Here is a 26,150-nt window from a genome sequence, read left to right on the forward strand (position 1 = left end):
ATGTGACGGACGTCGGCCCGGCGCCGCGTGCACCGCGTTGAACCACGAGCGCTTGCAGGCTCGTATCTCGCTCGCTTTCGTGCTTCTTGCGCCTTCGCTGCGCCGGTAACGCGGCGCGCGTTCCGTCGTTCCGTCCCGTGAACTCGCACCTTTCCCTCGCGGGAGATTCCCATGCTGTTGCATCAGCTAGTCGATCGATTCGGCCCGGCGATCGTTTTCATCAACGTGATGGGCTCGGCGCTCGGGCTGCCCGTGCCCGCCATGCCGACGATGATCATCGTCGGCGCGTCCGTCGCGCTGATGGCGGTGAACGGCGGCGCGTTCTGGCCGCCGCTTCTGGGCGTGCTGTGTGTCGCGGTGGCGGGCGGCGTGCTCGGCGACCTCGTCTGGTTCCAGGGCGGGCGCAGATACGGCGACAAGACGCTCAAGACCATCTGCAAGCTGTCCCTGTCGCGCGATACCTGCGTGAAGAAGACCGAGCGCTTTTTCGGCCGCTGGGGCGTGCGCGTGCTGCTCGTCGCGAAGTTCATTCCGGGGCTGTCGCTCGTCTCGGTGCCGCTCGCGGGCGCGATGGGCGTGAAGCTGCGCAGCTTCATCGCGCACGACGGCGCGGGCATCGCGCTCTGGAGCGCGGTCGGGCTGACCATCGGCGTCATATTCGCGGCGCAACTGGAAATGGTCTTCGCGATGATCTCGCAGCTCGGCCGACAGGCGGTGATGGTCCTCGCCGTGCTGCTCGCGATCTACGTCACCTACCGCTGGTGGCGCCGCCGCGCGCTGATGGCGACGCTGGAGAAGGCGCGTATCAGCGTCGACGAGCTCTACGCGATGATGAACGACCAACCGCTGCCGGTGATCTTCGATATCCGTTCGCCGGAAAAGCGCATGCTCGATCCGTTCACGATTCCCGGCTCGCTGTTCGCCGACGAGCGCGATCTCGCGAAGATCATCGAGAACTACGACAAGTCGCGCAAGGTCGTCATCTATTGCTCGTGTCCGAACGAAGTGTCGGCCGCGTGGATGGCGAAAACCATGCGCAACGCGGGTTTCCGCGACGTGGTGCCGCTCACGGGCGGACTGGACGCGTGGCGGCTCGCCGGTTTCGATGTCGCTACGCTGACCGAATTCGGCGAGCTCGTGGCGACCACGCCCGAGGAGGTCGCGGAAATGGCGGCGATGTGCCCGTGGCCGGTGAAATCGGCCGCGGCGTCATCCGCGGGCTCGGCATCCCTGCATGAAGCTGGTTTTCCACACGGAGATCGCGCATGAGTACAACGCCGTTCAACGAGCCGGGTGAAGGCGTGCCGAATGTCGTCGCGTGGAGCGCGCGCGAGCCTATTGAAACTTCGAATCCGAACGTGGTGGCGTCGCCCGCCGCCGCAGCGGCAGCCGATGACAGCGCGCCTTTCTCACCGCTCGAAACGCGCGCGCACCAGATGTTCCCGCGCCTGACGGACAACGAGATCGAGCGCATGAGCCGCTTCGGCACCGCCTCGCACTGGCGCCGGGGCGAGTGGATGTTCCGCATGGGCGAGACCGGGCGCGGCATGGTGATCGTGCTTTCGGGGCTCGTGCGCGTGACGCGGCGCAACGCGCTCGGGCAGGAGCATCTGGTCGTCGAGCACGGGCCGGGGCATTTTCTGGCGGAAGTGGCGCAACTGTCGGGCAAGCCGTGTCTCGTCGATGGCATCGCCGCCGAGGATGTGCACGGCATCGTGATTCCGCCGGAACGGCTGCGCGCGTTGCTCGTCGCGGAAGCGGAGCTGGGCGAACGCATCATGCGCGCGCTGATCCTGCGGCGCGTCGGGCTGATCGAGAAAGGCAGCGGGCCGGTGCTGCTCGGCCAGTCGGACGATGGCCGCCTCGTGTCGCTGCAGGGCTTTTTTCGCCGCAACGGTTATCCGCACACGGTGATCGACGCGTGCACCGATCCCGACGCGATCTCCTTGCTCGAACGCATTTCGGCATCGACGTCCGATTTCCCGCTCGTGATCTGCCCGGACGGCACCGTGCTGCGCGCGCCCGACGAGAATCAGGTGGCGACGCAACTCGGCTGGCTGCCCGAGTTCGATCCGGCGCATATCTACGATGTCGCTATCGTCGGCGCCGGGCCGGCGGGTCTCGCGACGGCGGTGTATGCGGCGTCGGAGGGCTTGTCGGTGGCGGTGTTCGATTGCCGCGCGCCGGGCGGGCAGGCGGGCGCGAGTTCGCGCATCGAAAACTATCTCGGCTTTCCGACCGGCATTTCCGGCCAGGCGCTCGCCGGGCGCGCGTTCGTGCAGGCGCAGAAGTTCGGCGCGCACATCGCGATACCGACGAAGATCAAGGCGCTGCATTGCGATTGCAATCCGATCCAGATCGAACTGGCGAACGGCACGCGCGTCACGACGCAGACGGTGGTGATCGCGTCGGGCGCGGCATATCGGCGGCCGGACATCGCCGGCCTGGAGCGCTACGAAGGGCACGGCACGTACTACTGGGCGTCGCCGGTCGAGGCCAAGCTGTGCAAGAACTCGGAGGTCGTGCTCGTCGGCGGCGGGAATTCGGCGGGGCAGGCGGTGGTGTATCTCGCGACGCATGCGAAGCACGTACATGTGCTGATTCGCGGCGCGGGGCTTTCGGCGAGCATGTCGCACTATCTGGTGGAGCGAATCGGCTCGCTGCCGAACGTGACGGTACGCACGCATACGCAGATCACCTCGCTCGATGGCGACGGCCGCGCGCTCACCACGGTGCACTGCCAGACGCCCGATGGGCCGCTCACGATCGAGTCGCGGCATCTGTTCCTTTTTACCGGCGCGGATCCCAATACCGACTGGTTGCGCAACTGCAATGTGAATGTCGATGGGAAGGGGTTTGTGCTGACCGGGCCGGAGGCGCATGAAGGGCGCACGGTAGGTGTGCCTGCGCTCGAGACCAGCGTGCCGGGTGTGTTCGCGATCGGCGATGTGCGGTCCAGTTCGACCAAGCGGGTTGCCGCTGCGGTGGGCGAGGGGGCGGCGGTCGTTTCGCAGATTCACGGGTTGTTGGCGAAGCGGGAGGCGTTGGTGGGGGCGTAGGGGGATTTGTTTGGGGTTGTTGTTTTCGCCGGATCCCGTATTCGCGTCGGTCTATTGGTGTTGCCCCTGTGCGGGGCGGCAGTCACTTTCTTTGCTGCTGCAAAGAAAGTAACCAAAGAAAGCAGCTCGAGCCGCCCGCGGTCACACGCAATTTGGGTGTTCTTCTCGTTGATCGTGGCCTCTGTAGCGAGTGCCCTCGTAGGTCTAACCGGGCTTGGACCGCGCACGGTCTGCCACATCGCACCACAGGACAAACTGGTTCAGCACAAAATGGCTCCGGCCCGCTACGCGGCCGATGGGTCAATCGGGTCTGCGTGTGCTTCTGCGTATCCTTTTTCTCGTCGTTTTCCCTTGCAGACCCAACGGCAGCGCGCAGCGCTGTGCCGGAACTCTTTCGTGCTGAACCAGCGTCCTTTGGGTACTAGCTTGTCAGACCGTGCGCGGTCCAAGCCCGATGTGGCCTACGAGGGCACTCGCTACTGACGCCACGAACAACGAGAGGAACACCCAAATTGCGTATGACCGCGGGCGTGTCAGGCTGCTTTCTTTGGTTACTTTCTTTGCAGCAGCAAAGAAAGTGACTGCCGCCCCGCACAGGGGCAACACCAATAGACCGACGCGAATTCAGGATTCCACATAAACGCAGTCTCACCACCCAAAAAAACTCATCCAGAATCGCGAGGAAACAGCAAGCTGAACTCAATCCACCCATCCGAAGTGCATTGGGCAGACGCAGTACCACCATGCAAACGCATGATCGCGTTCACGATCGAAAGTCCGAGTCCGCTCGATTCCGTAAACTCGCTACGCGCAGCATCACCGCGATAGAAGCGATCGAACAGCCTGGCCAGCTCATCCTGCTCGATACGAGCGCCACGATTACCCACAACGATACAGGCACCTCGTTCATCCGCGTGTCCGCGCAGCCGCACCACGGTCCCCGCCGTCGCATAGCGCACGGCATTCACGACCACATTGCCGATCGCTCTTCGGCACATGATTGCATTCGCGACTATTTCCCCTTCGGCGTCGATATCGAACGTGATGCGGCGTTCATCCGCGATCCCTTCGAAGTAAGCGCCGATGGTCTCCAGTTCCTCGCGAATGTCGAGCCGTTCGCGCTCGATACGCTGCGGCCCGTGATCCGCCTGCGCGAGAAAGAGAATGTTCTGCGCGATGCGCGCGAGCCGCTCCAGTTCTTCCAGATTCGATTCGAGCACGCCGCGATACTCCGCGACGCTGCGCTCGTGCGCCAGCGTGACCTGCGTCTCGCCGATCAACACGCCGATCGGCGTGCGAACCTCATGCGCGAGATCCGCCGAGAACTGCAGCAGGCGTTCATAGCCGTGCTCCAGACGATCCAGCATCGCATTGAACGACGCCGCGAGGCTCTGCAATTCGGCGGGCGCATGCGCGACATCGAGCCGCGCCGACAATCGATCCGGCGTGATTTCCGCGGCCTTGTCGGCCATCAGTCTGAGCGGCATGAGTCCGCGGCTCGTGACCCAGTACGCGAGCAGCAACGTGACCAGCACCGCGCCGATCACCGTGAGCCACACGCGCTCCAGATACGCCGACAACACGCGCGCTTCCTGCGTCATCACGTGCGCCGCGATGATTTCGACGACTTCGCCGCTGTCACCGATGCGCGCCTGCGCGCCGACCCAGCGCATACGCACGCCGTCCGCGCGCGAGCCTTCGTACAGATCGTCGAGTCCGATGGGCCGCGTCACCGGCACGACATCGAGCGGCGGCAGCGGCATACGCTCCGGATTCACGTCGATGAAAGGCGTCGCGCCCGCGCGTCGAAACAGGATGACGTCCTGCCGGTCGCCGAGCATCGTTTCGAATAGCTTCGGCCGCGCCTCGATTTCCTTGATCGTGTAGAGATCGTGCAGCAGCGAGCGAAAATGCTCCACGCGCGCGATCAGCTGATAATCCGCACGCGTGGACAGCGCGCGATTGGTCGCGTGATAGAGCGACGCGCCCACCATGCCGACCACGACGCACACGATCACCGCGAACGAAAGCGCAATACGTACCGCGAGCGAGCGCGAAGGGCGGTTCAAGGATTCTCCCCGAACGAATAGCCGATGCTGCGCACCGTATGAATCAGCTTCGGCTCGAACGGGTTATCGATCTTCGCGCGCAGACGCTTCACCGCGACATCGACCACATTGGTATCGCTGTCGAAGTTCATGTCCCACACTTCCGATGCGATTAGCGTGCGCGACAGCGCCTCGCCCTGATGCTTGCAGAACAGATGCAGCAATGCGAATTCCTTGTTTGTGAGCGCGATGTCCACGCCCTTGCGCGTCACCTTGCGGCGCAGGACATCGACATGCAGGTCCGCGATCTGAAAGGTATCCGATTCGCGCATCACGCCGCGTCTGAGCAAGGTGCGGATTCGCAGTACGAGTTCCGTGAAAGAGAACGGCTTCACTAGATAATCGTCCGCGCCGAGTTCGAGTCCGTGGATGCGGTCCGTCACGTGATCGCGCGCGGTGAGAAAAATGACAGGCAGGTCACGTTTCGCGCGCAGGGCGGACATGATCTGCCAGCCGTCGATGCCGGGCAGCATCACGTCGAGCACGATCAGCTCGTACGGATTCGCGAGCGCCTGATGCAATCCGTCCGTGCCGTTGCGCACGAGTTCGACCTGATAGCCGGACTCGATGAGCCCTTTCTTCAGGTAGTCGCCGGTCTTGCGGTCGTCTTCGATAACGAGGATGGTCATGCTGGCGCTGCGTTCGATGGATTGCCGTCATTCTAGCCAGAGCGCATGCACGGCTCGCCAAAGATGACAAAAAAGTCATCGAGAGGTCATCGATCGATCAGCGCGGCGTCGCTACCATGCGCTGCGAACAACTCGAAATACGAGGCTCGATGTGCAAGTACAACCGCTATGGCTGCGCATTACGCACTGGCTCAACGCGTTTGCCGTGCTGATCATGGTGACGAGCGGCTGGCAGATCTATAACGCCTCGCCGATCTTCAAGTCCTTGACGTTCTCACCCGCGATCACGCTCGGCGGCTGGCTCGGCGGCGCGCTGCAATGGCATTTCGCGGCAATGTGGCTGCTGGTCGCGAACTTCATCGTCTATGTCGTGATGAATCTCGTCACGGGGCGTTTGCGGCGCCGCATGTTTCCGCTATCGATCAAAGCTATTTTCGTCGACGCGCTGGCCGCATTGCGCGGCAAGCTCGGCCACGACGATCTCACGCACTACAACGCCGTACAAAAGTTCGCGTATCTCGCGGTGATCGTGGACATCGTGATCGTGATTCTCTCGGGACTCGCCGTCTGGAAATCCGTGCAGTTTCCCCTGCTTCGCACACTGATGGGCGGCTACGATAATGCCCGCGTCGTGCACTTCTTCGGCATGAGTTTTCTCGTTGTGTTTTTCGTGGTGCACGTCGTGATGGTCGCGCTCGTGCCGCGCTCGCTCGTGCTGATGATTCGAGGTCGTTAAGCCATGTCGCTCAAGCTATTCAAATCGAGGCCGGATGCCGAACTCATCATCAAGGATGCCGCGAAGGAATTAAAGGCGCCGGCGCGCCGTTTATTCGGCAAGCGCATTCTGTCGCTCGGAGGCCTCGCGATGCTGTCCGGCTGCAATATCACCGACGACAAATCCGTCAACGCGATGCTGCGCCGCATATCGTCGTTCAACGACGACATGCAGGCACTGCTGTTCGATCCGAACCAGCTCGCGCCGACCTATCCCGAATCGATGATCACGCGGCCGTTCCCTTTCAACGCGTTCTATGACATCGACGAAGTGCCCGAGGTCGATCCGTCGACGTACAAGCTGAGCGTGGGCGGGCTCGCGAAGGGCAAGCGCGTGTGGACGCTCGACGAACTGCATGCGATGCCGCAGGAAAGCCAGGTGACGCGGCATATCTGCATCGAAGGCTGGAGCGCGATCGGCAAATGGGGCGGCGTGCGCTTCGCGCATTTCCTCGCGCGCGCGGGCGCCGATACGAGCGCGAAATACGTCGCCTTCCATTGCGCCGACAACTACTCGACGAGCATCGACATGCCGACCGCGCTGCACGCGCAGACGCTGCTCACGCTCACTTACGACGGCCAGATCCTGCCGCCGAAATACGGCTTCCCGATGAAGCTGCGCATGCCGACCAAGCTCGGCTACAAGAACCCGAAACACATCGTCGCGATCACCGTGACGAACGATTATCCCGGTGGCTATTGGGAGAACCAGGGCTACAACTGGTTCGGCGGGTCCTGAAGCCTTTCATTCAACGAAGGAGATTACATGTCGATTCGAATCAAACTCGGCGTCAGCATCGTGACGCTCGCACTCGCATCCGCGGCGCTTGCTCAGACGCCCGCTGCGAAACCCGCGCGCATTCGCGGCGATATCGTGTCGCTGTCGGGCGATACGCTCACGGTACATCGGCGCAGCGGCGACACGGTGAAGATCGCCGTCAAGTCCGATACGCCCGTCACCGCGCTCAAGAACATCAAGCTGCAGGACATCAAGCCGGGCTCGTTCGTCGGCACGGCGGCAACCACCGGCACGGACGGCAAGCTCACCGCGACGGAGGTGCTGGTCTTCCCGGAAGCCGCGCGCGGTACGGGTGAGGGGCACTATGCATGGGACCTCGGCCCGCAAAGCTCGATGACCAACGCGAACGTGGATCAGGTCGTGCAGGGCACGAGCGGCCGCGATCTCAAGCTTTCGTACAAGGGCGGCGCGAATTCGGTGACGGTGCCGGAGAACGTGCCGGTCGTGACCTTCGCGCCCGCGACGCACGACGACCTGAAGCCCGGCAAGAAGGTGTTCGTGGTGGCGAGCCCGTCGGGTTCGGACTTCACGGCGCAACGAATCGTCGTCGAGAAGGATGGCGTCGTGCCGCCGATGTAAGCGCCACGCCCGCTCCGCACCATGCGCGCCCGCCGGTTTCATGACGGCGGGCGCTTTTCGTATCAGCGGATATCGAGCGTTCGGGATAACATGCCCGTTTGCGCCAGTCGATCTTGCGCAACGTAACATCAGGCCACGTCACTCGTAAGGAGACATGCATGAGCAACACGCGTTCCGACCTTCCCGCCTATCCGAACACCCGGCTTTATATCGACGGCGCGTGGCGCGATGGCTCGCGCGACACGGCCGTCATCAACCCGGCGAGCGAAGCCGAGATCGGCCGCCTGGCGCTCGCGGGAGAAGCGGAACTATCGCTCGCAGCCGATGCCGCCGCGCGCGGCTTCAAGGAATGGCGCAAGGTTTCGCCCTACGAGCGCAGCAAGCTCATGCGGCGCGCGGCACAGAATATCCGCGAGCGCGCGGAGCAGATCGCCGCCATCATGACGATGGAGCAGGGCAAGCCGTTCGGCGAGGCGCGCATCGAGACGCTGTCGGCAGCCGACATCATCGAATGGTTCGCGGAAGAAGGACGCCGCACGTATGGCCGCGTGATTCCGTCGCGCACGGATGCGGTCCGCCAGATCGTCACGCGCGAGCCGGTCGGCCCGGTCGCCGCGTTCACGCCGTGGAATTTCCCGATCAATCAGGCGGTGCGCAAGGTGTCGGCGGCGCTCGCGGCGGGCTGCTCGGTCGTGCTGAAAGGGCCCGAGGAAACGCCCGCGAGCTGCGCGGCGCTGGTGCAGGCTTATGCCGACGCCGGTCTGCCCGCCGGCGTGCTGAACCTGGTGTTCGGCGTGCCCGCCGATGTCTCCAGGTATCTGATCGCCCATCCCGCCATCCGCAAGATTTCGTTCACCGGTTCGACGCCGGTCGGCAAGCTGCTCGCGTCGCTCGCGGGCGAGCACATGAAGCGCGTGACGATGGAACTGGGCGGCCACGCGCCCGCCATCGTGTTCAAGGACGCCGACGTGCCGCGCGCCGCGAAGATGCTTGCATCGGCGAAGTTTCGCAACGCCGGCCAGGTCTGCATCTCGCCGACACGCTTTCTCGTCGAAGAAGGGGCCTATGACGAGTTCGTGGAGCACTTCGTCGCCACGGCGAGCGCGGTGAAGGTCGGCAATGGCCTCGACGACGGCGTGCAGATGGGGCCGCTCGCGAACGGCCGCCGCCTCGAAGCGATGGAACGCCTCGTCGCCGATGCGCGCGAGCATGGCGCGAAAGTGCTGACGGGCGGCGAGCGTATCGGACGCGAAGGTTATTTCTTCGCACCGACCGTGCTCACCGATGTGCCGATGAGCGCACGCATCATGACCGAAGAGCCGTTCGGCCCGATCGCGCCGATCGCATCGTTCAAGTCCTATGACGAAGTGATCGCCGAGGCCAATCGCCTGCCTTACGGGCTCGCGGCGTATGCGTACACGCGTTCGGCGGCGACATCGGCGGCGGTGTCGGATGATATCGAAAGCGGCATGCTGTCGATCAATCATCATGGTCTTGCCTTGCCGGAGACGCCGTTCGGCGGCGTGAAGGATTCGGGCTACGGCTCGGAAGGCGGCAGCGAAGCGATGGAAGCGTATCTCGTCACGAAGTTCGTGACGGAGCATCGTTGATCGGCTAGCCGGCGCTGATGTTTATCAAGCGGCCCTGCACAGGGCCGCTTTTTCCATGAATATAGTAAGCATTTCGAAGCAAAGAATGGCAATGAAAGACGGGCGAAAGCGTGGCGCAATAAGTGCCAGTTTCAAGAGTGTAACCATGTAACACGCCGAAAAAACCGTGTAGCCGAATCGCCAGCTTCGTTCTCTAGCATAGGTTCGACGATGCCTGGAGACTCGAATGCTAAGCCCTCACGAAATATCGACGCTCATGCTGATCCAGCGCGCTCCCCATCAGGTCGAGTTGTTCGGACAGAGCACCGCGCGTCTTCGACAGGAAGCGCTCGTCGAAATCCGGCGTCTGCCGACCGGCGACCCGATGCCTCTGCTCACCCCCAAAGGACAGGACATGCTGGAGCGACTCGATGCGCTCTGGAAACTTCGTTCGCGCGATACCGACGTGAGCGAGTAGGTCGAGCATGCTTGCGCTCGCAAGGGTATTCTGTGTCACGTTCTCTTAGACACGGAGCCCGCACGTGACTCAATCGAAACAACCGGCCATCGCATTGCTCGGCGCGGGCAGCATGGGATCGGCCGTGGGCCGCGCATTGACGCAAGCGGGCGCGCGCGTGCTGACATCGCTCGAAGGCCGGAGCGCCGCAAGCGCATCGCGCGCACGCGAGGCCGGCATGGAGGACGCGAGTCTCGAAAGCCTCGCGGCGTGCGAGTTCATTTTGTCGATCGTGCCGCCCGCGGTCGCGATCGAAACCGCGCAGCGCATGGTGCCCGTGCTCGAACGCGCGAGCGTACGGCCGCTTTATATCGACTGCAACGCGATCAATCCCGATACCGTCAGGAAGATCGCGCGCACGCTGGAGCCGACCGGCACGCCATTCGTCGATGGCGCGATCATCGGCCAGCCTTCCTCGCCGAAGTTCTACGTGTCCGGCCCGCACGCACGGCACGCGCAACCGCTCGCCGATGCAGGCCTCGACGTGCGCGTGCTCGATGGACCGGTCGGCGCGGCGTCCGCGCTCAAGATGTCGTATGCGGGCATCACGAAGGGGCTGACGGCGCTCGGCTCGGCGATGTCGCTCGCCGCGCTGCGCAACGGCGCGGGCGACGCATTGTTCGCCGAACTCGCGCAGAGTCAGCCCGCGCTGGCCGCGTGGCTCGCGGTCAACGTGCCGCGCATGCCGCCGAAGGCGTATCGCTGGGTCGCGGAGATGGAGGAGATCGCGCAGTTCATCGGCGAGGAGTTCGCAGAGCATCGCATCTACGAAGGCGCGGCCGGGCTGTACGCGCGGCTTGCAGAAGACAAGGACGCGACCGGCGCGCTCGAACGCTTCTTCAACGCAGCACGTTAAGCACGTCAAGCGCGCGCGGCTGCGGTTTCCGTCATCGCTTCGAAGAAGCGCGTCGCGCGCCGGTCGCCCGCATACGCCGAATTGATACGCACCCACGGACATGCTTCGCCGTTCGGGCGGTAATAGCTGCCCGGCGCGAGCGTCACGCCGAACTTCACGGCTTCGTCGACGAGCACGGCCGAATCGTCGATGCCCGGCACTTTCGCCCACACGAAGTTGCCGCCGCCCGGCTCATCGAACACGTCCCAGCCATAGCCTTCGAGCGTTTGCACCGCGCTCGATAGCGAATCGCGCACGCGCTTGCGCAGCCGCTCCAGATACTTGCGATAGGTGCCGCGCTCCAGCAGGCTTGCCGCGACGCTTTCCGCGAAACGCGTGCCGCCGAGGCTCGTCAGCACCTTCACGTCGACGAGATTCTTCACGAGTTCGCGATTCGCCGCGAGATAGCCGATCCGCAGCGACGACGACAAGGTCTTCGACAACCCGCCGACATAGATCACGCGATCGAACTGATCGAGCGATGCGAGCCTTTGGGTCGGCACGGCCTGGAAGTCGGCGTAGATATCATCCTCGACGATCGTGAAGCCGTGCTGCGTCGCGAGTTGCAGCAGCCTGAACGCGACCTGCGGCGCGATGTTCGTCGCGGTCGGATTCTGGAACACGGTATTGATGAAGAAGAGCTTCGGCTGATGCTGCTTCAACAGCGCCTCGGCGACGTCGATATCGGGTCCGTTCGCGAGCCGCGGCACGCCCACGAGCCGTACGCCCTGCAGCTTGAGCAGCCCGAACAGGTTGTAGTAGCCGGGGTCTTCGACGAACACCGTATCGCCCGGCTTCAACATGTAGCGCACGATCAGATCGAGCGCCTGACTCGCGCCGTTCGTGATCATCACGTTCGGCAGATCGGCGTTGATGCCGAGCGCGTTGATACGCATCACGACCTGCTGGCGCAGCGTGGTGTCGCCGTGAGGAATTGCGTAGTCGATCACGCTCGGCACGTCGACGCGCGAGGACTGGCGGATCGCCTGCGTGAGACCGTCCACGTCGCGCCACGCTTCGGGAATGAAGCCGCTCGACAACTTGAGCGACTCGCCGGGATAGTTGAACTGCTGGAGGATCTGGTTCGATTCTTCTTCGGCGAGGCGCGGATTGCAATTGCCGGCGTTACTCTCGCGTTCCTCGACGTGATTGGCCACGTAGAAGCCGGAACCGTGCTTCGGCTGAATCAGTCCGCGCGACGCGAGACGGTCATACGCCTCGATCACCGGGAAACGGCTGATGCGCTGCTCGGCGGCCAGCTGACGGATCGACGGCAGCTTCGCGCCCGCGAGCACGCGGCGCGAGCGGATCATCGCCTCGATCTGGTTGACGATCTGCTCGGTCAGCGGCACGCCGGTGCCGCCGTCGATGTGAAGCGGAAGTGCGTTCATGATGTCGGAAACTGTTCAGTGAATCGCGGTGAACAGTTCGATTTTCCTGTTCGCCAGTGTCGTGGCGTCATTCGAACCCATCCGAAAAGCCCCGTCAAGACTGGCCGAACGGCTAAGCGAAGTGTTTTTAAAGTGTCAGATCGATATAAACTGTTCACCCAATTTAGCTTAACAGTTCTGCTCTAACTGTTCATAAGTGTTCATTCAAACTGTTCGAAATCAGTCGAATAATAGGATCAACGGCTGCTATTGAATGCGAATGCGGCCTTCCAGTCAGACGATCCGAAGGAGCAGCATCATGCGTGAAATCCGCACATTTGAACTCGATCGGCGCGACGCGCCGACGCGCTGGGTAATCGACCGGCCTCAGATCCTGCGCGTAACGCGCGGGCAAATCTGGGTGACCATCGAAGGCGCAGCCGATGATTACTGGCTGAACGCGGGCGCATCCGTCGAGCTGAAGCCTTACACGACGATCTGGGTCAGCGGAACGGAGGACGCGAGCTGGTTCTCGCTGGCATCCGACTCGACGCGGGGCGGCGCGCGGCGCTTGGCCGAAATCGTCCGCGTGTGGCTTGGGCGCCGTCCGATGTCCGTGAAGCTCGCGACCTTCAAGGCGTAGGACAAAAAAAACCCGGCCGTAGCCGGGTCCAATGTTCCCGCGCTCTTTCGAGCGCGGTCACCTGCAAAACAAGCTTGCTTACGCCGCGAGCAGCGAGCGCAGCACGAACGGCAGAATCCCGCCGTGCTTGTAGTAGTCGACTTCGATCGGCGTATCGATACGCAGCAGCACCTGCACGCGATCTTCCTTGCCGTCCTTGCGATGGATCACGAGCGTGACTTCCTGCTGCGGCTTGAAGTCGTCGCCGAGACCTTCGACGTCGTAGGTCTCTTCGCCCGTGATGCCCAGCGTCTGAACGCTGTCCGTGCCCTTGAATTGCAGCGGCAACACGCCCATGCCGACCAGGTTCGAGCGATGAATACGCTCGAAGCTGCGCGCCACCACGGCCTTCACGCCGAGCAGTTGCGTGCCCTTCGCGGCCCAGTCGCGCGACGAACCCGTGCCGTACTCCTCGCCCGCGAAGATGACGGTCTGCGTGTCGGCGTCGATGTACTTCATCGCCGCGTCGTAGATCGACAGTTGTTCGCCGCTCGGCTGGTGGATCGTCAGGCCGCCTTCGATGCGCGTACCGTCCGCTTTCGCCGGGATCATCAGGTTCCTGATGCGCACATTGGCAAACGTGCCGCGCATCATCACGTCGTGGTTGCCGCGGCGCGAGCCGTAGCTGTTGAAGTCGGCCTTCTGCACGCCGTTCGCCTTCAGCCACACGCCCGCCGGCGACGTTTCCTTGATCGAACCCGCCGGGCTGATGTGATCGGTCGTCACGGAATCGCCGAAGATGCCGAGCGCGCGCGCGCCCTTCACCGCCGGAATCGAATCGGCCGGGGACATCGAGAAGTCGCTGCCGAAGAACGGCGGCTCGGCGATGTACGTCGACTTCGGCCAGTCATAAACCTGACCGCTTTCGCCCGCGATCTTGCTCCACAGGTCGCCGTCCTTCGTGAGCTGCGAGTAGTTCTCGCGGAACGCCTTCGCATCCAGCGCGTACTTGAGCAGCGCGTGGACTTCATCGCTCGTCGGCCAGATGTCGCCGAGATAGATGTCGCGGCCGCCCGTGCCCTTGCCGACCGGCTCGGTCATCAGGTCGCGCGTGATGTTGCCCGCGATCGCGTACGCGACGACCAGCGGCGGCGAGGCCAGGAAGTTCGCGCGGATGTTCGGGTGAATGCGTGCTTCGAAGTTACGGTTGCCCGACAGCACGGCTGCCGCGACGATGTCGTTCTTCGTGATCGCGTCGTTCAGTTCCGGCGTCAGGTCGCCCGCGTTGCCGATGCACGTCGTGCAGCCGTAAGCGGCGAGCGTGAAGCCGAGCTGGTCGAGATAAGGCAAGAGGCCCGTCTTCGTCAGATATTCGGTGACGATGCGCGATCCCGGCGCGAGCGACGTCTTGATGTGCGGCGCGACCGTCAGGCCCGCTTCGACGGCCTTCTTCGCCAGCAAGCCCGCGGCGAGCAGCACGCTCGGGTTCGACGTGTTCGTGCACGAGGTGATCGCGGCGATCAGCACGTCGCCGTTCTTCACGTCGACGCCATCGGTCGTCGTGTACTGGGTTTCGAGTTCCGCGGCCTTCTTGTTGAAGCCGTTTTCGCCGACCGGCTTCGAGAACAGGTCGACGAACGTGCTCTTCACGTTGCCGATTTCGATGCGATCCTGCGGGCGCTTCGGACCCGCGAGCGACGGTGCGACCGTGCTCAGATCCAGCGTGAGCGTCTTGGTGTAGTCGATGTCGCCGGCCTTCGGCACGCCCCACAGCTTCTGCGCCTTGAAATACTGCTCGAACGCGGCGATTTCGGCGTCGGTGCGGCCCGTGCCCTTGAAGTAGTCGATGGTCTTTTCGTCGACGGGGAAGAAGCCCATCGTCGCGCCGTACTCGGGCGCCATATTGCCGATGGTCGCGCGATCCGGCACGCCGATCGAGGCCGTGCCTTCGCCGAAGAACTCGACGAACTTGCCGACGACCTTTTCCTTGCGCAGCATTTCGGTGATGGTCAGCACGAGGTCGGTCGCCGTGCAGCCTTCGCGCAGCTTGCCCTTCAGCTCGACGCCGACCACGTCCGGCGTCAGGAAATACACCGGCTGACCGAGCATGCCCGCTTCCGCTTCGATGCCGCCCACGCCCCAGCCCACCACGCCGATGCCGTTGATCATCGTCGTGTGGCTGTCGGTGCCGACGAGCGTGTCGGGATAATAGACGCCGTCCTTCTTGTGCACGCCGCGCGCGAGGTATTCGAGATTCACCTGGTGCACGATGCCGATGCCCGGCGGCACGACCTTGAACGTGTCGAATGCCTGCATGCCCCACTTCATGAACTGGTAGCGCTCGTTGTTGCGCTGGAATTCCAGTTTCATGTTCAGGTCGAGCGCGTTCGGCTCGCGGAAGTGGTCGATCTGCACCGAGTGATCGACGACGAGGTCGACCGGCACGAGCGGCTCGATCGCCTTCGGGTCCTTGCCGGCGCGCTTGGCGACGCCGCGCATTGCTGCGATGTCGGCGAGCAGCGGCACGCCGGTGAAGTCCTGCAGCACGACGCGCGCGACCACGAACGGAATTTCATCGACACGCGCTGCGTTCGGCTTCCAGTTCACGAGTTGCTCGATGTGCTCCTCGGAGATTTTCTTGCCGTCGTAATTGCGCAGCACCGATTCGAGCACCAGACGGATCGAAACAGGCAGGCGCTCGATCTTGACCTTCAGCGCGTCGCCGAGCTGGGGCAGCGAATAGAGCTTGCCTTTGCCGGAACCGCTGTCGAATTCCGTGAGCGTATTGTGGAGATTGTGGGCCATGGTTATTTTCCTTGGACTAAGACGAGGAAATTGCTCTGGTTGCTGTCAGGCTAAATCACATACAGATCGACGTATTCATTGACCGGCATCGCTTCGAGCGTTGCCTGATCGAGCGATGCCGCGAGGATCGCTTGCTGTTGCTTCTGCGGAAAACGGCGCGCGAGGTTCGTCCTGAACTTCTCGACGAGCAGCGGTATGCCGTCCGCGCGGCGGCGCTTGTGACCGATCGGATACTCGACCGCGATTTCATCGAGTTTCGTGCCGTCGCTGAATTCGACGGTCAACGCGTTCGCGATCGAGCGCTTCTCCGGGTCGTGATAATCCTTCGTGTATTGCGGGTCTTCCACGCATTCCATCTTCGCGCGCAGCGTGTCGATGCGCGGGTCCTGCGCGATGGCGTCTTCGTAATCGGGAGCGGTGAGGCGGCCGTGAATCAGCGGCACGGCGATCATGTACTGAATGCAGTGATCGCGGTCCGCCGGGTTGTTGAGCGGCCCCTTCTTGTCGATGATGCGAATCGCCGCTTCGTGCGTGCGGATCGTGATACGCCTGATGTCATCGACGGACTTGCCGGCTTCCTTGAGCTTGCCGTGCAAAGTCATCGCGGCTTCGACCGCGGTCTGCGCGTGGAATTCGGCAGGGAACGCGATCTTGAACAGCACGTTCTCCATCACGTACGAGCCGTACGGACGCTCGAACGTGAAGGCGTTGCCCTTGAAGAGCACATCGTAAAAGCCCCACGTTTTAGCGGTCAGAACGGACGGATAGCCCATCTCGCCGGTCTTCGCGATCAGCGCGAGACGCACCGCGCGCGAGGTGGCGTCGCCCGCGGCCCACGACTTGCGCGAGCCCGTATTCGGCGCATGACGATACGTGCGCAGCGAATGGCCATCGACGAAGGCCAGGGAAACAGCGTTGATGAGCTCGTCGCGCGTGAGGCCGATCATCTGCCCGACGACCGCCGTGGAAGCCAGTTTCACGAGCAGCACATGATCGAGACCGACCTTGTTGAACGAGTTTTCGAGCGCGATGCAGCCTTGAATTTCGTGCGCCTTGATCATCGCGATCAGGACGTCTTTCATGTCGAGCGGCTGCTTGCCCGAGGCGATCGCGTTACGCGAAAGCCAGTCGGCGGTAGCCAGAATGCCGCCGAGGTTATCCGACGGATGGCCCCATTCGGCGGCGAGCCAGGTGTCGTTGAAGTCGAGCCAGCGGATCATCGCGCCGATGTTGAACGCGGCCTGAACCGGGTCGACCTGGAATTGCGTGCCGGGCACTTTCGCGCCGTTGGGGACGATCGTGCCGGGCACGATCGGTCCCATCAGCTTGGTGCAGGCGGGGTAGGAGAGGGCTTCGAGTCCGCAACCGAGCGTGTCGATCAGGCAGTTGCGCGCCGTTTCGAGCGCAAGCGCACTGTCGACACGCCAGGTCAGCACGTAGTCGACTATCTCGACGAGTACCTTGTCCGGATCAGGCCGGATGTTGGAGGTCGGTGCGGACATCGAGGGATTCCTGATGTAAATGCTGCCTGAGTTAGTTCACGTTCTTGATCAGCGCTTCAGACTGCGTGGGGGCGGCACCGCCCGCAGCCATTTCCGGCGTCACGCACTCGTCGGCCAGGCGCGACGAGTCTTTGTCCGAGAACAACATCGCTTTCGACGGGATCACGACGAGATCCATGCCCGTCGCCGAATCGTGGAAACGGTCGGCGCCGGTCGTCGTGTCCTGACGCGGCAGCTTGTAGTCCTTCTTGGCCCAGTTCACCGTGACGATGGTGTCACGCTTCATGTCGCCTTTCAGATAGAAAGTATTGCCGTCCTTGCACGACCACTTCACTGCACCTTCGGGGATCGGATCGACCTTGGCCGCCGCGGCCGCTTCGGCCTTGGGGCTGCGCTTGATCAGGCGGCGAGCCGGTGCGGGACGCTTGGCCGTGGACGTGGCCTTGGCCTTGCTCGCGTCGGTCGTCGTCGCAGCGAAGGCGTCGACGCTGACGAAGACGCTCGTCGTTGCCAGCGTGCCGGCGATTGCAGCGATCAGAAGTTTATTCATCGAAAAACCTTTCAAAAACATTGGGGTTGAAAACAGATTGCAGCGCGGCGTGGATTGTCGTTTATATCGAATCCGATCGCGCAGCCCTCTATTTTCGCTTATTTATCGGGAGGAACTTCAAATTCTCCGGTCCGGTGTAATTCGCACTGGGCCGAATGATCTTGTTGTCGATGCGTTGCTCGATGATGTGCGCGCTCCATCCCGAGGTGCGCGAGATCACGAACAGCGGCGTGAACATGGCCGTCGGCACGCCCATCATGTGATACGAGACCGCGCTGAACCAGTCGAGGTTCGGGAACATTTTCTTCGCGTCCCACATCACCGATTCGAGCCGCTCGGCGATGTCGAAGAGCTTCGTGTCGCTGGCTTCCTTCGACAGCTTCTTCGCGATTTCCTTGATGACCTTGTTGCGCGGATCGGAGATCGTGTACACCGGGTGGCCGAAGCCGATCACCACTTCCTTGTTTTCGACGCGCCGCTTGATGTCGCTTTCCGCTTCGTCGGGCGTCTGATAGCGCGACTGGATTTCGAACGCGACTTCGTTCGCGCCGCCATGCTTCGGACCGCGCAGCGCGCCGATCGCGCCGGTGATTGCCGAATACATGTCCGAACCCGTGCCCGCGATCACGCGCGCCGTGAACGTCGATGCATTGAATTCGTGCTCGGCATACAGGTTGAGCGACACATGCATCGCATCGACCCACGACTTCGAGGGCGCCACGCCATGCAGCAGATGCAGGAAGTGTCCCCCGATGGAATCGTCATCGGTTTCGACTTCGATGCGTTTGCCGTTGTGCGAATAGTGATACCAGTAGAGCAGCATCGAACCGAGCGAGGCCATCAGGCGATCGGCGATGTCCTTCGCGCCCGGCACGTTGTGATCGTCCTTCTCGGGCAGCAGCGTGCCGAGCACGGACACGCCGGTACGCATCACGTCCATCGGATGCGCGGACGCGGGAATCCATTCCAACGCGGCCTTGAGGTTCGCGGGCAGGCCGCGCAACGCCTTCAGCTTCGTCTTGTACGCTTTCAGTTCGGCAGCGTTGGGCAGCTTGCCGTGCACGAGAAGATGCGCGATCTCTTCGAATTCGGAAGTGGTCGCGACATCGAGAATGTCATAGCCGCGATAGTGCAGGTCATTGCCGGTCTTGCCGACCGTGCACAGCGCGGTATTGCCCGCGGTCACGCCGGACAGCGCGACGGATTTCTTCGGCTTGAATGCGCCGGTTGCGGGTGCGTCGGTCGATGCGGTATCGGTCATGCTCTCCAGTCTCCTTACGTACGCGCGCAATGCGGCGTTACTTGTTGTGCTTGAAGAACTCGCTCGTGCTCATGCCTCTGAAGCCGGCGCGGCGAAGAGCGGCGCGCAATCGTCGGGCATCGTCTGGCCGGTTGCGTGCGCGCGGCGCAGCACCGACCAGTAATAGCGATAACTCGCGCGGTCGTGCAGCGTGTCGCCGTGACGCGTCGGGCCCCACTGCGCGCGTTGCGCTTCGAGCAGGATCGCGGCGGCGAGCGCGATTTCCTCCGCGCGCGGCGAGAAGGCCTCGACGATCGGCCTGATCTGGTCCGGATGGATGCTCCACATGCGCGTGTAGCCGAATTCGTTGCGGGCACGCGCGGCATCGTTCGCGACGATGCTCATGTCGCGCACTTCCGTCGACACATTGTGCGACGGCACCTTGCCGTGCGCGTGACACGCAGCCGCGATCTCGAGCTTCGCGCGCCGCACGAGCGGGTGCTCGAACTGGCCGGGTGAGCGCATCGCGGTATCGGGAATCGCGCCGTTGTGCGCCGAGACGAAATCCATCAGGCCGAAACTCAGCGATTCGACACCGGGCAGCGCGGCGAGTTCGAACGCTTCCGCGAGCGCGCCGTGCGTCTCGATCAGCAGATGACAGGGAACGGGCTTCTGAATGCCGAACTCACAGCGCGAGGCTTCGATGAAAGCCACCATCTCGGCGGCATCGAAGACGCTGCGGATCTTCGGCAGCATGATGAAGGCGGGCGCCTGCTTCGCGTGGCGCAGGATGATGCGCACGTCGTCGCGCCACGCGCGATGATGAAAGTCGTGGATACGCACGCCGACGCGCCCGAAGCGGTCTTCGTCGCCACCCACGAACGATGCGACCAGCTCCGCGTGCTCGACCTCATGACCGACCTGCGCACCGTCTTCGCAATCGAGCGTGATGTCGAATACCGGGCCGAGTTGCGCCTGCAACGCCAGCGATTTCTTCATCAGCTTCTCGCTGCCGGCGTAGTGATCGCAGGGCGGGAGCACGGCGGGTTGCGGTTCGCCGTCAAACAGCACTTCGGCGGGAGTGAGAGCGCGCATTGTCGGCGTCGGGTCCGAGTTGGGGAAGTGAATTCGAACTTGGCTCATGCTTCTGATTCGGCCGCGCTCGAAAGATCCTCAGGCGGATCTTCAAGCGCGATCGGATCAGGCGCGAACACGCTCGGGCGTTCGCGCTGACGGGAAGCGCCGCTCGCGCTTCCCTTTCAAACGACGTGCTTACTTGCCGAGCAGATGCGCGACGCCGTCACGCTCTTCGAGCAGCTCGTTGAGCGTGCCGTCCATCTTCTCGCGCGAGAACGCGTCGATTTCCAGGCCTTCGACGCGCTTGTACTCGCCGTTTTCGCACGTGACGGGCACGCCGTAGATGATGTCTTCCGGAATGCCGTACGTGCCGTCCGAGGGAATGCCCATCGTGACCCACTTGCCGTTCGTGCCGAGCACCCAGTCACGCACGTGATCGATGGCCGCGTTGGCCGCCGATGCCGCCGACGACAGGCCGCGCGCTTCGATGATCGCTGCGCCGCGCTTGCCGACGGTCGGGATGAACGTGTTGCGGTTCCATTCGTCGTCGCTGATGAGCTTCGTGAGGTCCTGGCCTTCGGCGGTCGCGAAGCGGAAGTCCGGGTACATCGTCGGCGAGTGGTTGCCCCACACGGCGAGCTTTTCGATCGACGCGACCGGCTTGCCCGACTTGGCAGCCAGTTGCGACAGCGCGCGGTTGTGGTCCAGACGCAGCATGGCGGTGAAGTTCTTCTTCGGCAGATCCGGCGCCGACTTCATCGCGATGTACGCGTTCGTGTTCGCCGGGTTGCCGACGACCAGCACCTTGACGTCGCGGCTCGCGACATCGTTCAGCGCCTTGCCCTGGACCGTGAAGATCTCGGCGTTCGCCGACAGCAGGTCCTTGCGCTCCATGCCCTTCGAACGCGGACGCGCACCGACGAGCAGCGCGACGTCGGCATCCTTGAACGCGACCTTGGGATCGTCCGTGACGACCACGCCGGCGAGCAGCGGGAATGCGCAGTCTTCCAGTTCCATCACGACGCCCTTCACGGCGCCTTGCGCTTGCGGCAGATCGAGCAACTGAAGAATCACGGGCTGGTCTTTGCCGAGCAGATCGCCGTTGGCGATGCGGAACAGCAGCGAGTAGCCGATTTGACCTGCGGCGCCGGTGACGGCAACGCGCTTTGCGGACTTAGCCATTGAGAACTCTCCTGGACGATGCGTGGAACGCTAGGGAAAACGCCATTTTATGCGCGTTACGCAAAGCGTTGATGAAGACATGCCGGCCATGCCGTGCGCGAATCAGCGAAAGCGGGCGCCACCTGGCGTTGCGCGCGTTCGTTCGTGGATTCGCGCCGCGTAAATGAATGAGCGGGCGTGACTGCCATGTCATGAATCCTTCTTCGAGCGCGAGGCGTGCGGAGTTGTTCAGGAAGGACGCGGGGATTTCGCTCGAGTCTGACGGCAACGCGCCCATTCGGGACGGCGCTTGACGTTGCGAGGCATGGGGCAGGCAGCGGGGCGCGAATCGAATGGCCGATCGGCGTGAGGCGAAAGCGAAAGGGCGTGCCTGGCGGTATGGTGCGCGATGCGTGGCTGCCGCGACCCGAGATGTTCCCGAGGCCGAAAACACGCTGACCGGCGGTTCCTGCGCTCTCGCAACGACCCGCAAACCCTTGCTCGCCAAGGAGTGTAGGATTGCCGGAGGGTAAAGTCAACACTATCTTATGTCTTATATAAGACATAGGAATCTACGGGAAAACTCTGGACGCGTGGCGGCCCTTGTGTTGAAATGCGCGGCATGAATTCCAACCCGGCGAGCACGACGACCCCCAACGGCACTGCACCGGCGGCTGAGGCCGCGAGCACGCCGTCGCCGACGTTCAGCCCACTGTATCAGCAGATCAAGGCGCTCATCACGCAGGGACTCGAGTCCGGCGAGTGGAAGCCCGGCGAGATCATCCCGAGCGAGGTCGAGCTGGCCGCGCGTTACAAGGTGAGTCAGGGCACCGTTCGCAAGGCGATCGACGAGCTCGCCGCCGACAATCTTCTTGTTCGCCGCCAGGGCAAGGGCACGTTCGTTGCAACGCACAACGAAGACCGCGTGCAGTTCCGCTTCCTGCGCCTCTTGCCCGACGATGGCGACGTTCATCCTCATGTGAGCCGTCTGCTCGAATGCAGGCGGCTGCGCGCGCCCGCCGAGATCGCGCGCCAACTGGATCTTAAGCCCGCCGATCCTGTCGTTCTTATCAAGCGCTTGTTGCAGTTTGATGGCGTAACGACCGTATTCGACGAAATCTGGCTGCCCGGCGCGGTTTTTCGCGGCCTCACGGCCGAGCGTCTCGCGGAATACAAAGGCCCGCTCTACGCGATGTTCGAGACCGAGTTCGGCACGCGCATGATTCGCGCGACGGAAAAGATTCGCGCCGTCGCCGCCGACGAGACCGTCGCGCAGTTCCTCGATGTCGCGCAGGGCTTCCCGCTTTTATCGGTGGAGCGCGTGTCCTATACGTATGGCGATCGCCCGGTCGAAGTTCGGCGCGGCTGGTATGTCACGACCGGTTATTTCTATCAGAACGACTTGAGTTGAACGAATGAAGACGGGGTCGCGCGCACTGGCTGAGTTCGCGCGGAATGCGCACGTCAGGATGGCCATTTTCGCGTACTGAGCAAGAGTCTCTTCGACGGCTTTTCGCTGCAGCGCGAAATAAAAAGGCGCTAAAATCGCGGATTAGTGTATTAACAAGTTGGGGTCTAACATGGCTGAAGCCGTAAAAAAACCAAGGCCCGAGTACCGGAACATCGGAATCGGCCAACTCGCGAAGTATCGCTTGCCGCTGGCAGGGAAAGTATCCATCCTGCATCGCGTGAGCGGCTTGCTGCTCTTCGTGTGTCTGCCGTTTATCCTGTATCTGCTCGATCAGAGCCTCACGTCGGAAATCTCCTTCGACGCGTTCAAGGGCTTTCTCGCCAACCCCATCGTCAAGATCATCACGCTCGTGCTGTCGTGGGCGTATCTGCATCACTTCTGCGCGGGCATTCGCTTTTTGCTGCTCGACACCCACGTCGCGGTGAACAAGGAAGGCGGCAGGCAGACCGCGCTCATCGTGCTGATCGTTTCGCTGTTGCTCACGCTCGCGATGGCTCTCAAGATCTTCGGAGTGTTCTAAACATGGCAACGCAAAATCGAGTTGGTCCGAAGCGCCTGGTCGTCGGCGCTCACTACGGTCTGCGCGACTGGCTCGCGCAACGCGTCACCGCGGTCGTGATGGCCATCTATACCGTCATTCTGCTGTTCTGGTTCTTCGGCGCGCATAACTTCTCCTATGAAGGCTGGGCCGGCATTTTCGCGACCCAGTGGATGAAGCTTGCGACTTTCGTGGCCTTGCTTTGCCTCTTCTATCACGCGTGGGTCGGCATTCGTGACATCTGGATGGACTACGTGAAGCCCATGGGCGTGCGCCTGCTGCTGCAGGTGCTGACCATCCTGTGGCTGATCGGATGCGCCGGCTACGCCGCACAGATTCTCTGGAGAGTTTAAAGAACATGGCTGCAATCAAGACTTCCCTGCCGCGTCGTCGCTTTGACGTGGTCATCGTCGGTGCGGGCGGATCGGGCATGCGCGCATCGCTGCAGCTCGCGCGCGCGGGGCTTTCCGTCGCGGTGCTCTCGAAGGTGTTTCCGACGCGCTCGCATACGGTGGCCGCGCAAGGCGGCATCGGCGCTTCGCTTGGCAATATGAGCGAAGACAACTGGCACTATCACTTCTACGACACCATCAAGGGCTCCGACTGGCTCGGCGACCAGGATGCGATCGAGTTCATGTGCCGTGAAGCGCCCAATGCGGTTTATGAACTCGAACACATGGGCATGCCGTTCGATCGCAACGCCGATGGCACGATCTATCAGCGCCCGTTCGGCGGTCACACCGCGAACTACGGCGAGAAGCCGGTGCAGCGCGCCTGTGCTGCCGCCGACCGTACCGGCCACGCCTTGCTGCACACGCTGTATCAGCAGAACGTCGCGGCTAAAACGCACTTCTTCGTCGAATGGATGGCGCTGGATCTGATCCGCGACGCCGATGGCGACGTGCTCGGCGTCACCGCGCTCGAAATGGAAACGGGCGAGGTGTATATCCTCGAAGGCAAGACCACGCTGTTCGCCACGGGCGGCGCGGGCCGCATCTTCGCGGCATCGACGAATGCGTTCATCAATACGGGCGATGGCCTCGGCATGGCCGCACGTTCCGGCATCGCGCTGCAGGACATGGAGTTCTGGCAGTTCCACCCGACGGGCGTGGCGGGCGCGGGCGTGCTGATCACCGAAGGCGTGCGCGGCGAAGGCGGCATTCTGCGCAACTCCAACGGCGATCGTTTCATGGAACGCTATGCGCCGACGCTGAAGGACCTCGCGCCGCGCGACTTCGTTTCGCGCTCGATGGACCAGGAGATCAAGGAAGGCCGCGGCGTGGGTCCGAACAAGGATCACGTGCTGCTGGACCTGTCGCACATCGGCGCGGAGACGATCATGAAGCGTCTGCCGTCGATTCGCGAGATCGCGCTGAAGTTCGCCAACGTCGACTGCATCAAGGAGCCGATTCCGGTGGTGCCGACCATCCACTATCAGATGGGCGGTATTCCGACGAACATGCACGGTCAGGTCGTGGGCACCGCGAAGGGCTACGACGATCCGGTCAACGGTTTCTACGCAGTGGGCGAATGCTCGTGCGTTTCGGTGCACGGCGCGAACCGTCTGGGCACGAACTCGCTGCTCGATCTGGTGGTGTTCGGGCGCGCCGCGGGCAATCACATCATCAAGCACGCGAAAGAACTGAAGGAGCACAAGCCGCTGCCGGCCGATGCCGCCGACTTCGCGATGGAACGTCTCGCGGTGCTGGAGAAGTCCACCTCGGGCGAATACACGCAGGACATCGCGGGCGACATCCGCGCGTCGATGCAGGCGCACGCGGGCGTGTTCCGCACCTCGAAGCTGCTGGAAGAGGGCGTGGGCAAGATCGCGGAGCTGGCCGAGCGCGTGAAGCACGTGCATCTGAAGGACAAGTCGAAGGTGTTCAACACGGCCAAGGTCGAGGCGCTGGAGCTGGCGAACCTGATCGAAGTGGCGCGCGCGACGATGGTGTCGGCCGAAGCGCGCAAGGAAAGCCGCGGCGCGCACGCGCACAGCGACTACGAACATCGCGACGACGAGAACTGGATGCGTCACACGCTGTGGTTCAGCGAGGGCGATCGGCTGGATTACAAGCCGGTGCAGATGAAGCCGCTGACGGTCGAATCGGTGCCGCCGAAGGCGCGTACCTTCTAAGCGCACGAGGATAGAGAAATGGCAAAGAGAATTTTTGAAGTCTATCGCTACGATCCGGACAAGGACGCGGCGCCGCGCATGCAGACCTATGAGCTCGAACTCGAGCACGAGCGCATGTTGCTGGACGCGCTGGTGAAGCTGAAGTCGGTGGATGAGACGCTGTCGTTCCGTCGTTCGTGCCGCGAGGGCGTGTGCGGTTCGGACGCGATGAACATCAACGGCAAGAACGGCCTCGCGTGCCTGACGAACCTGAATGAACTGCCGCAGCGAATCGTGCTGCGTCCGCTGCCGGGTCTGCCGGTGGTGCGCGATCTGATCTGCGATTTCACGCAGTTCTTCAACCAGTATCATTCGATCAAGCCGTACCTGATCAACGATACGCCGCCGCCCGAGAAAGAACGCCTGCAGTCGCCGGTGGAGCGCGATGAACTCGATGGTCTCTACGAGTGCATCCTGTGCGCGAGCTGCTCGACGTCGTGCCCGAGCTTCTGGTGGAACCCGGACAAGTTCGTGGGACCGGCGGGCCTGCTGCAAGCCTATCGCTTCATTGCGGACAGCCGCGATCAGGCGACGGGCGAACGGCTCGACAACCTGGAAGATCCGTATCGTCTGTTCCGTTGCCATACGATCATGAATTGCGTCGACGTGTGCCCCAAGGGGCTCAATCCGACCAAGGCGATCGGCAAGATCAAGGAATTGATGGTGCGGCGGGCTGTCTGAGTGGGCAATGT

At 62.7% G+C, this 26,150-nt stretch carries 23 protein-coding genes; 14 read left to right on the forward strand and 9 right to left on the reverse strand.

Annotated features, from left to right (window positions below):
• Window positions 1–174: 174 nt before the first annotated feature.
• Window positions 175–1,269, forward strand: coding sequence for a DedA family protein/thiosulfate sulfurtransferase GlpE (locus BTHE68_RS14035; protein WP_502710597.1), 1,095 nt, complete (start codon window positions 175–177; stop codon window positions 1,267–1,269).
• A complete protein-coding gene (locus tag BTHE68_RS14040; protein ID WP_162066977.1) occupies window positions 1,266–3,059 on the forward strand; it encodes an FAD-dependent oxidoreductase in 1,794 nt (597 codons plus the stop codon). The genes BTHE68_RS14035 and BTHE68_RS14040 overlap by 4 nt, the downstream gene beginning before the upstream one ends.
• Before the next feature lie 665 nt (window positions 3,060–3,724).
• Here the strand turns inward: BTHE68_RS14040 and BTHE68_RS14045 are convergent.
• A complete protein-coding gene (locus tag BTHE68_RS14045) occupies window positions 3,725–5,128 on the reverse strand; it encodes a heavy metal sensor histidine kinase (protein ID WP_162066978.1) in 1,404 nt (467 codons plus the stop codon).
• Window positions 5,125–5,796 (reverse strand): heavy metal response regulator transcription factor, encoded by a 672-nt coding sequence (locus BTHE68_RS14050; protein ID WP_162066979.1) that lies wholly within the window; start codon window positions 5,794–5,796, stop codon window positions 5,125–5,127. The genes BTHE68_RS14045 and BTHE68_RS14050 overlap by 4 nt, the downstream gene beginning before the upstream one ends.
• A 151-nt stretch (window positions 5,797–5,947) precedes the next feature.
• Between BTHE68_RS14050 and BTHE68_RS14055 the strand changes: the two genes are divergently transcribed.
• The 6 genes from BTHE68_RS14055 to BTHE68_RS14080 all read left to right on the forward strand — a co-directional run bounded on the left by BTHE68_RS14055 (window position 5,948) and on the right by BTHE68_RS14080 (window position 10,910).
• A complete protein-coding gene (locus BTHE68_RS14055) occupies window positions 5,948–6,532 on the forward strand; it encodes a cytochrome b/b6 domain-containing protein (protein WP_162066980.1) in 585 nt (194 codons plus the stop codon).
• Window positions 6,533–6,535: 3 nt separating this feature from the next.
• The gene (locus tag BTHE68_RS14060) at window positions 6,536–7,309 is read left to right on the forward strand and encodes a molybdopterin-dependent oxidoreductase (RefSeq protein WP_162066981.1); all 774 of its coding nucleotides are present in this window, start codon (window positions 6,536–6,538) and stop codon (window positions 7,307–7,309) included.
• A gap of 27 nt (window positions 7,310–7,336) precedes the next feature.
• Window positions 7,337–7,948: a hypothetical protein gene (locus BTHE68_RS14065; RefSeq protein ID WP_162066982.1), complete on the forward strand. Its 612-nt coding sequence runs from the start codon at window positions 7,337–7,339 to the stop codon at window positions 7,946–7,948.
• A gap of 158 nt (window positions 7,949–8,106) precedes the next feature.
• Window positions 8,107–9,558: an NAD-dependent succinate-semialdehyde dehydrogenase gene (locus tag BTHE68_RS14070; RefSeq protein ID WP_162066983.1), complete on the forward strand. Its 1,452-nt coding sequence runs from the start codon at window positions 8,107–8,109 to the stop codon at window positions 9,556–9,558.
• A gap of 226 nt (window positions 9,559–9,784) precedes the next feature.
• On the forward strand, window positions 9,785–10,015 hold the full coding sequence (locus BTHE68_RS14075; protein WP_162066984.1) for a hypothetical protein: 231 nt from the start codon (window positions 9,785–9,787) through the stop codon (window positions 10,013–10,015).
• A 64-nt stretch (window positions 10,016–10,079) separates the two neighbouring features.
• Window positions 10,080–10,910, forward strand: a complete 831-nt coding sequence (locus BTHE68_RS14080; protein ID WP_162066985.1) for an NAD(P)-dependent oxidoreductase — start codon at window positions 10,080–10,082, stop codon at window positions 10,908–10,910.
• 5 nt (window positions 10,911–10,915) lie between these two features.
• On the opposite strand, the gene BTHE68_RS14085 is transcribed toward BTHE68_RS14080, so the two are convergent.
• Window positions 10,916–12,340 carry an aminotransferase-like domain-containing protein gene (locus BTHE68_RS14085; protein WP_162066986.1) on the reverse strand — a complete coding sequence of 475 codons (1,425 nt, stop codon included), beginning with the start codon at window positions 12,338–12,340 and terminating at the stop codon, window positions 10,916–10,918.
• A gap of 298 nt (window positions 12,341–12,638) precedes the next feature.
• On the opposite strand from BTHE68_RS14085, the gene BTHE68_RS14090 reads away from it, so the two are divergent.
• On the forward strand, window positions 12,639–12,962 hold the full coding sequence (locus BTHE68_RS14090; protein ID WP_162066987.1) for a DUF2917 domain-containing protein: 324 nt from the start codon (window positions 12,639–12,641) through the stop codon (window positions 12,960–12,962).
• Between the two features lie 78 nt (window positions 12,963–13,040).
• On the opposite strand, the gene acnA is transcribed toward BTHE68_RS14090, so the two are convergent.
• From acnA to BTHE68_RS14120, 6 genes are all read right to left on the reverse strand, one after another.
• A complete protein-coding gene (gene acnA / locus BTHE68_RS14095; RefSeq protein WP_162066988.1) occupies window positions 13,041–15,746 on the reverse strand; it encodes an aconitate hydratase AcnA in 2,706 nt (901 codons plus the stop codon).
• 50 nt (window positions 15,747–15,796) lie between these two features.
• On the reverse strand, window positions 15,797–17,248 hold the full coding sequence (locus tag BTHE68_RS14100) for a bifunctional 2-methylcitrate dehydratase/aconitate hydratase (RefSeq protein WP_162066989.1): 1,452 nt from the start codon (window positions 17,246–17,248) through the stop codon (window positions 15,797–15,799).
• A gap of 31 nt (window positions 17,249–17,279) precedes the next feature.
• Window positions 17,280–17,798, reverse strand: coding sequence for a hypothetical protein (locus BTHE68_RS14105; protein WP_162068191.1), 519 nt, complete (start codon window positions 17,796–17,798; stop codon window positions 17,280–17,282).
• A gap of 88 nt (window positions 17,799–17,886) precedes the next feature.
• Complete coding sequence (gene prpC, locus BTHE68_RS14110) at window positions 17,887–19,059, reverse strand: bifunctional 2-methylcitrate synthase/citrate synthase (protein ID WP_162066990.1); 1,173 nt, start codon at window positions 19,057–19,059, stop codon at window positions 17,887–17,889.
• Window positions 19,060–19,128: 69 nt separating this feature from the next.
• Window positions 19,129–20,133, reverse strand: coding sequence for an HpcH/HpaI aldolase/citrate lyase family protein (locus BTHE68_RS14115; RefSeq protein WP_162068192.1), 1,005 nt, complete (start codon window positions 20,131–20,133; stop codon window positions 19,129–19,131).
• Window positions 20,134–20,310: 177 nt separating this feature from the next.
• Window positions 20,311–21,297 carry a malate dehydrogenase gene (locus BTHE68_RS14120; RefSeq protein ID WP_162066991.1) on the reverse strand — a complete coding sequence of 329 codons (987 nt, stop codon included), beginning with the start codon at window positions 21,295–21,297 and terminating at the stop codon, window positions 20,311–20,313.
• 592 nt (window positions 21,298–21,889) lie between these two features.
• On the opposite strand from BTHE68_RS14120, the gene BTHE68_RS14125 reads away from it, so the two are divergent.
• From BTHE68_RS14125 to BTHE68_RS14145, 5 genes are all read left to right on the forward strand, one after another.
• Window positions 21,890–22,687: a GntR family transcriptional regulator gene (locus BTHE68_RS14125; protein WP_033536962.1), complete on the forward strand. Its 798-nt coding sequence runs from the start codon at window positions 21,890–21,892 to the stop codon at window positions 22,685–22,687.
• 169 nt (window positions 22,688–22,856) lie between these two features.
• Window positions 22,857–23,267: a succinate dehydrogenase, cytochrome b556 subunit gene (gene sdhC, locus BTHE68_RS14130; RefSeq protein ID WP_062256792.1), complete on the forward strand. Its 411-nt coding sequence runs from the start codon at window positions 22,857–22,859 to the stop codon at window positions 23,265–23,267.
• Between the two features lie 2 nt (window positions 23,268–23,269).
• Window positions 23,270–23,638 carry a succinate dehydrogenase, hydrophobic membrane anchor protein gene (sdhD, locus tag BTHE68_RS14135; RefSeq protein WP_061180612.1) on the forward strand — a complete coding sequence of 123 codons (369 nt, stop codon included), beginning with the start codon at window positions 23,270–23,272 and terminating at the stop codon, window positions 23,636–23,638.
• Between the two features lie 5 nt (window positions 23,639–23,643).
• Window positions 23,644–25,419, forward strand: a complete 1,776-nt coding sequence (sdhA, locus tag BTHE68_RS14140) for a succinate dehydrogenase flavoprotein subunit (protein ID WP_162066992.1) — start codon at window positions 23,644–23,646, stop codon at window positions 25,417–25,419.
• Between the two features lie 18 nt (window positions 25,420–25,437).
• Entirely contained in the window at window positions 25,438–26,139 is a 702-nt protein-coding gene (locus BTHE68_RS14145; protein WP_162066993.1) for a succinate dehydrogenase iron-sulfur subunit, read from the forward strand.
• Window positions 26,140–26,150: the final 11 nt, after the last annotated feature.

Origin of the sequence: Burkholderia sp. THE68, from assembly GCF_009938265.1 — a bacterium.
In the GTDB taxonomy this organism is placed as follows: Bacteria; Pseudomonadota; Gammaproteobacteria; order Burkholderiales; family Burkholderiaceae; genus Caballeronia.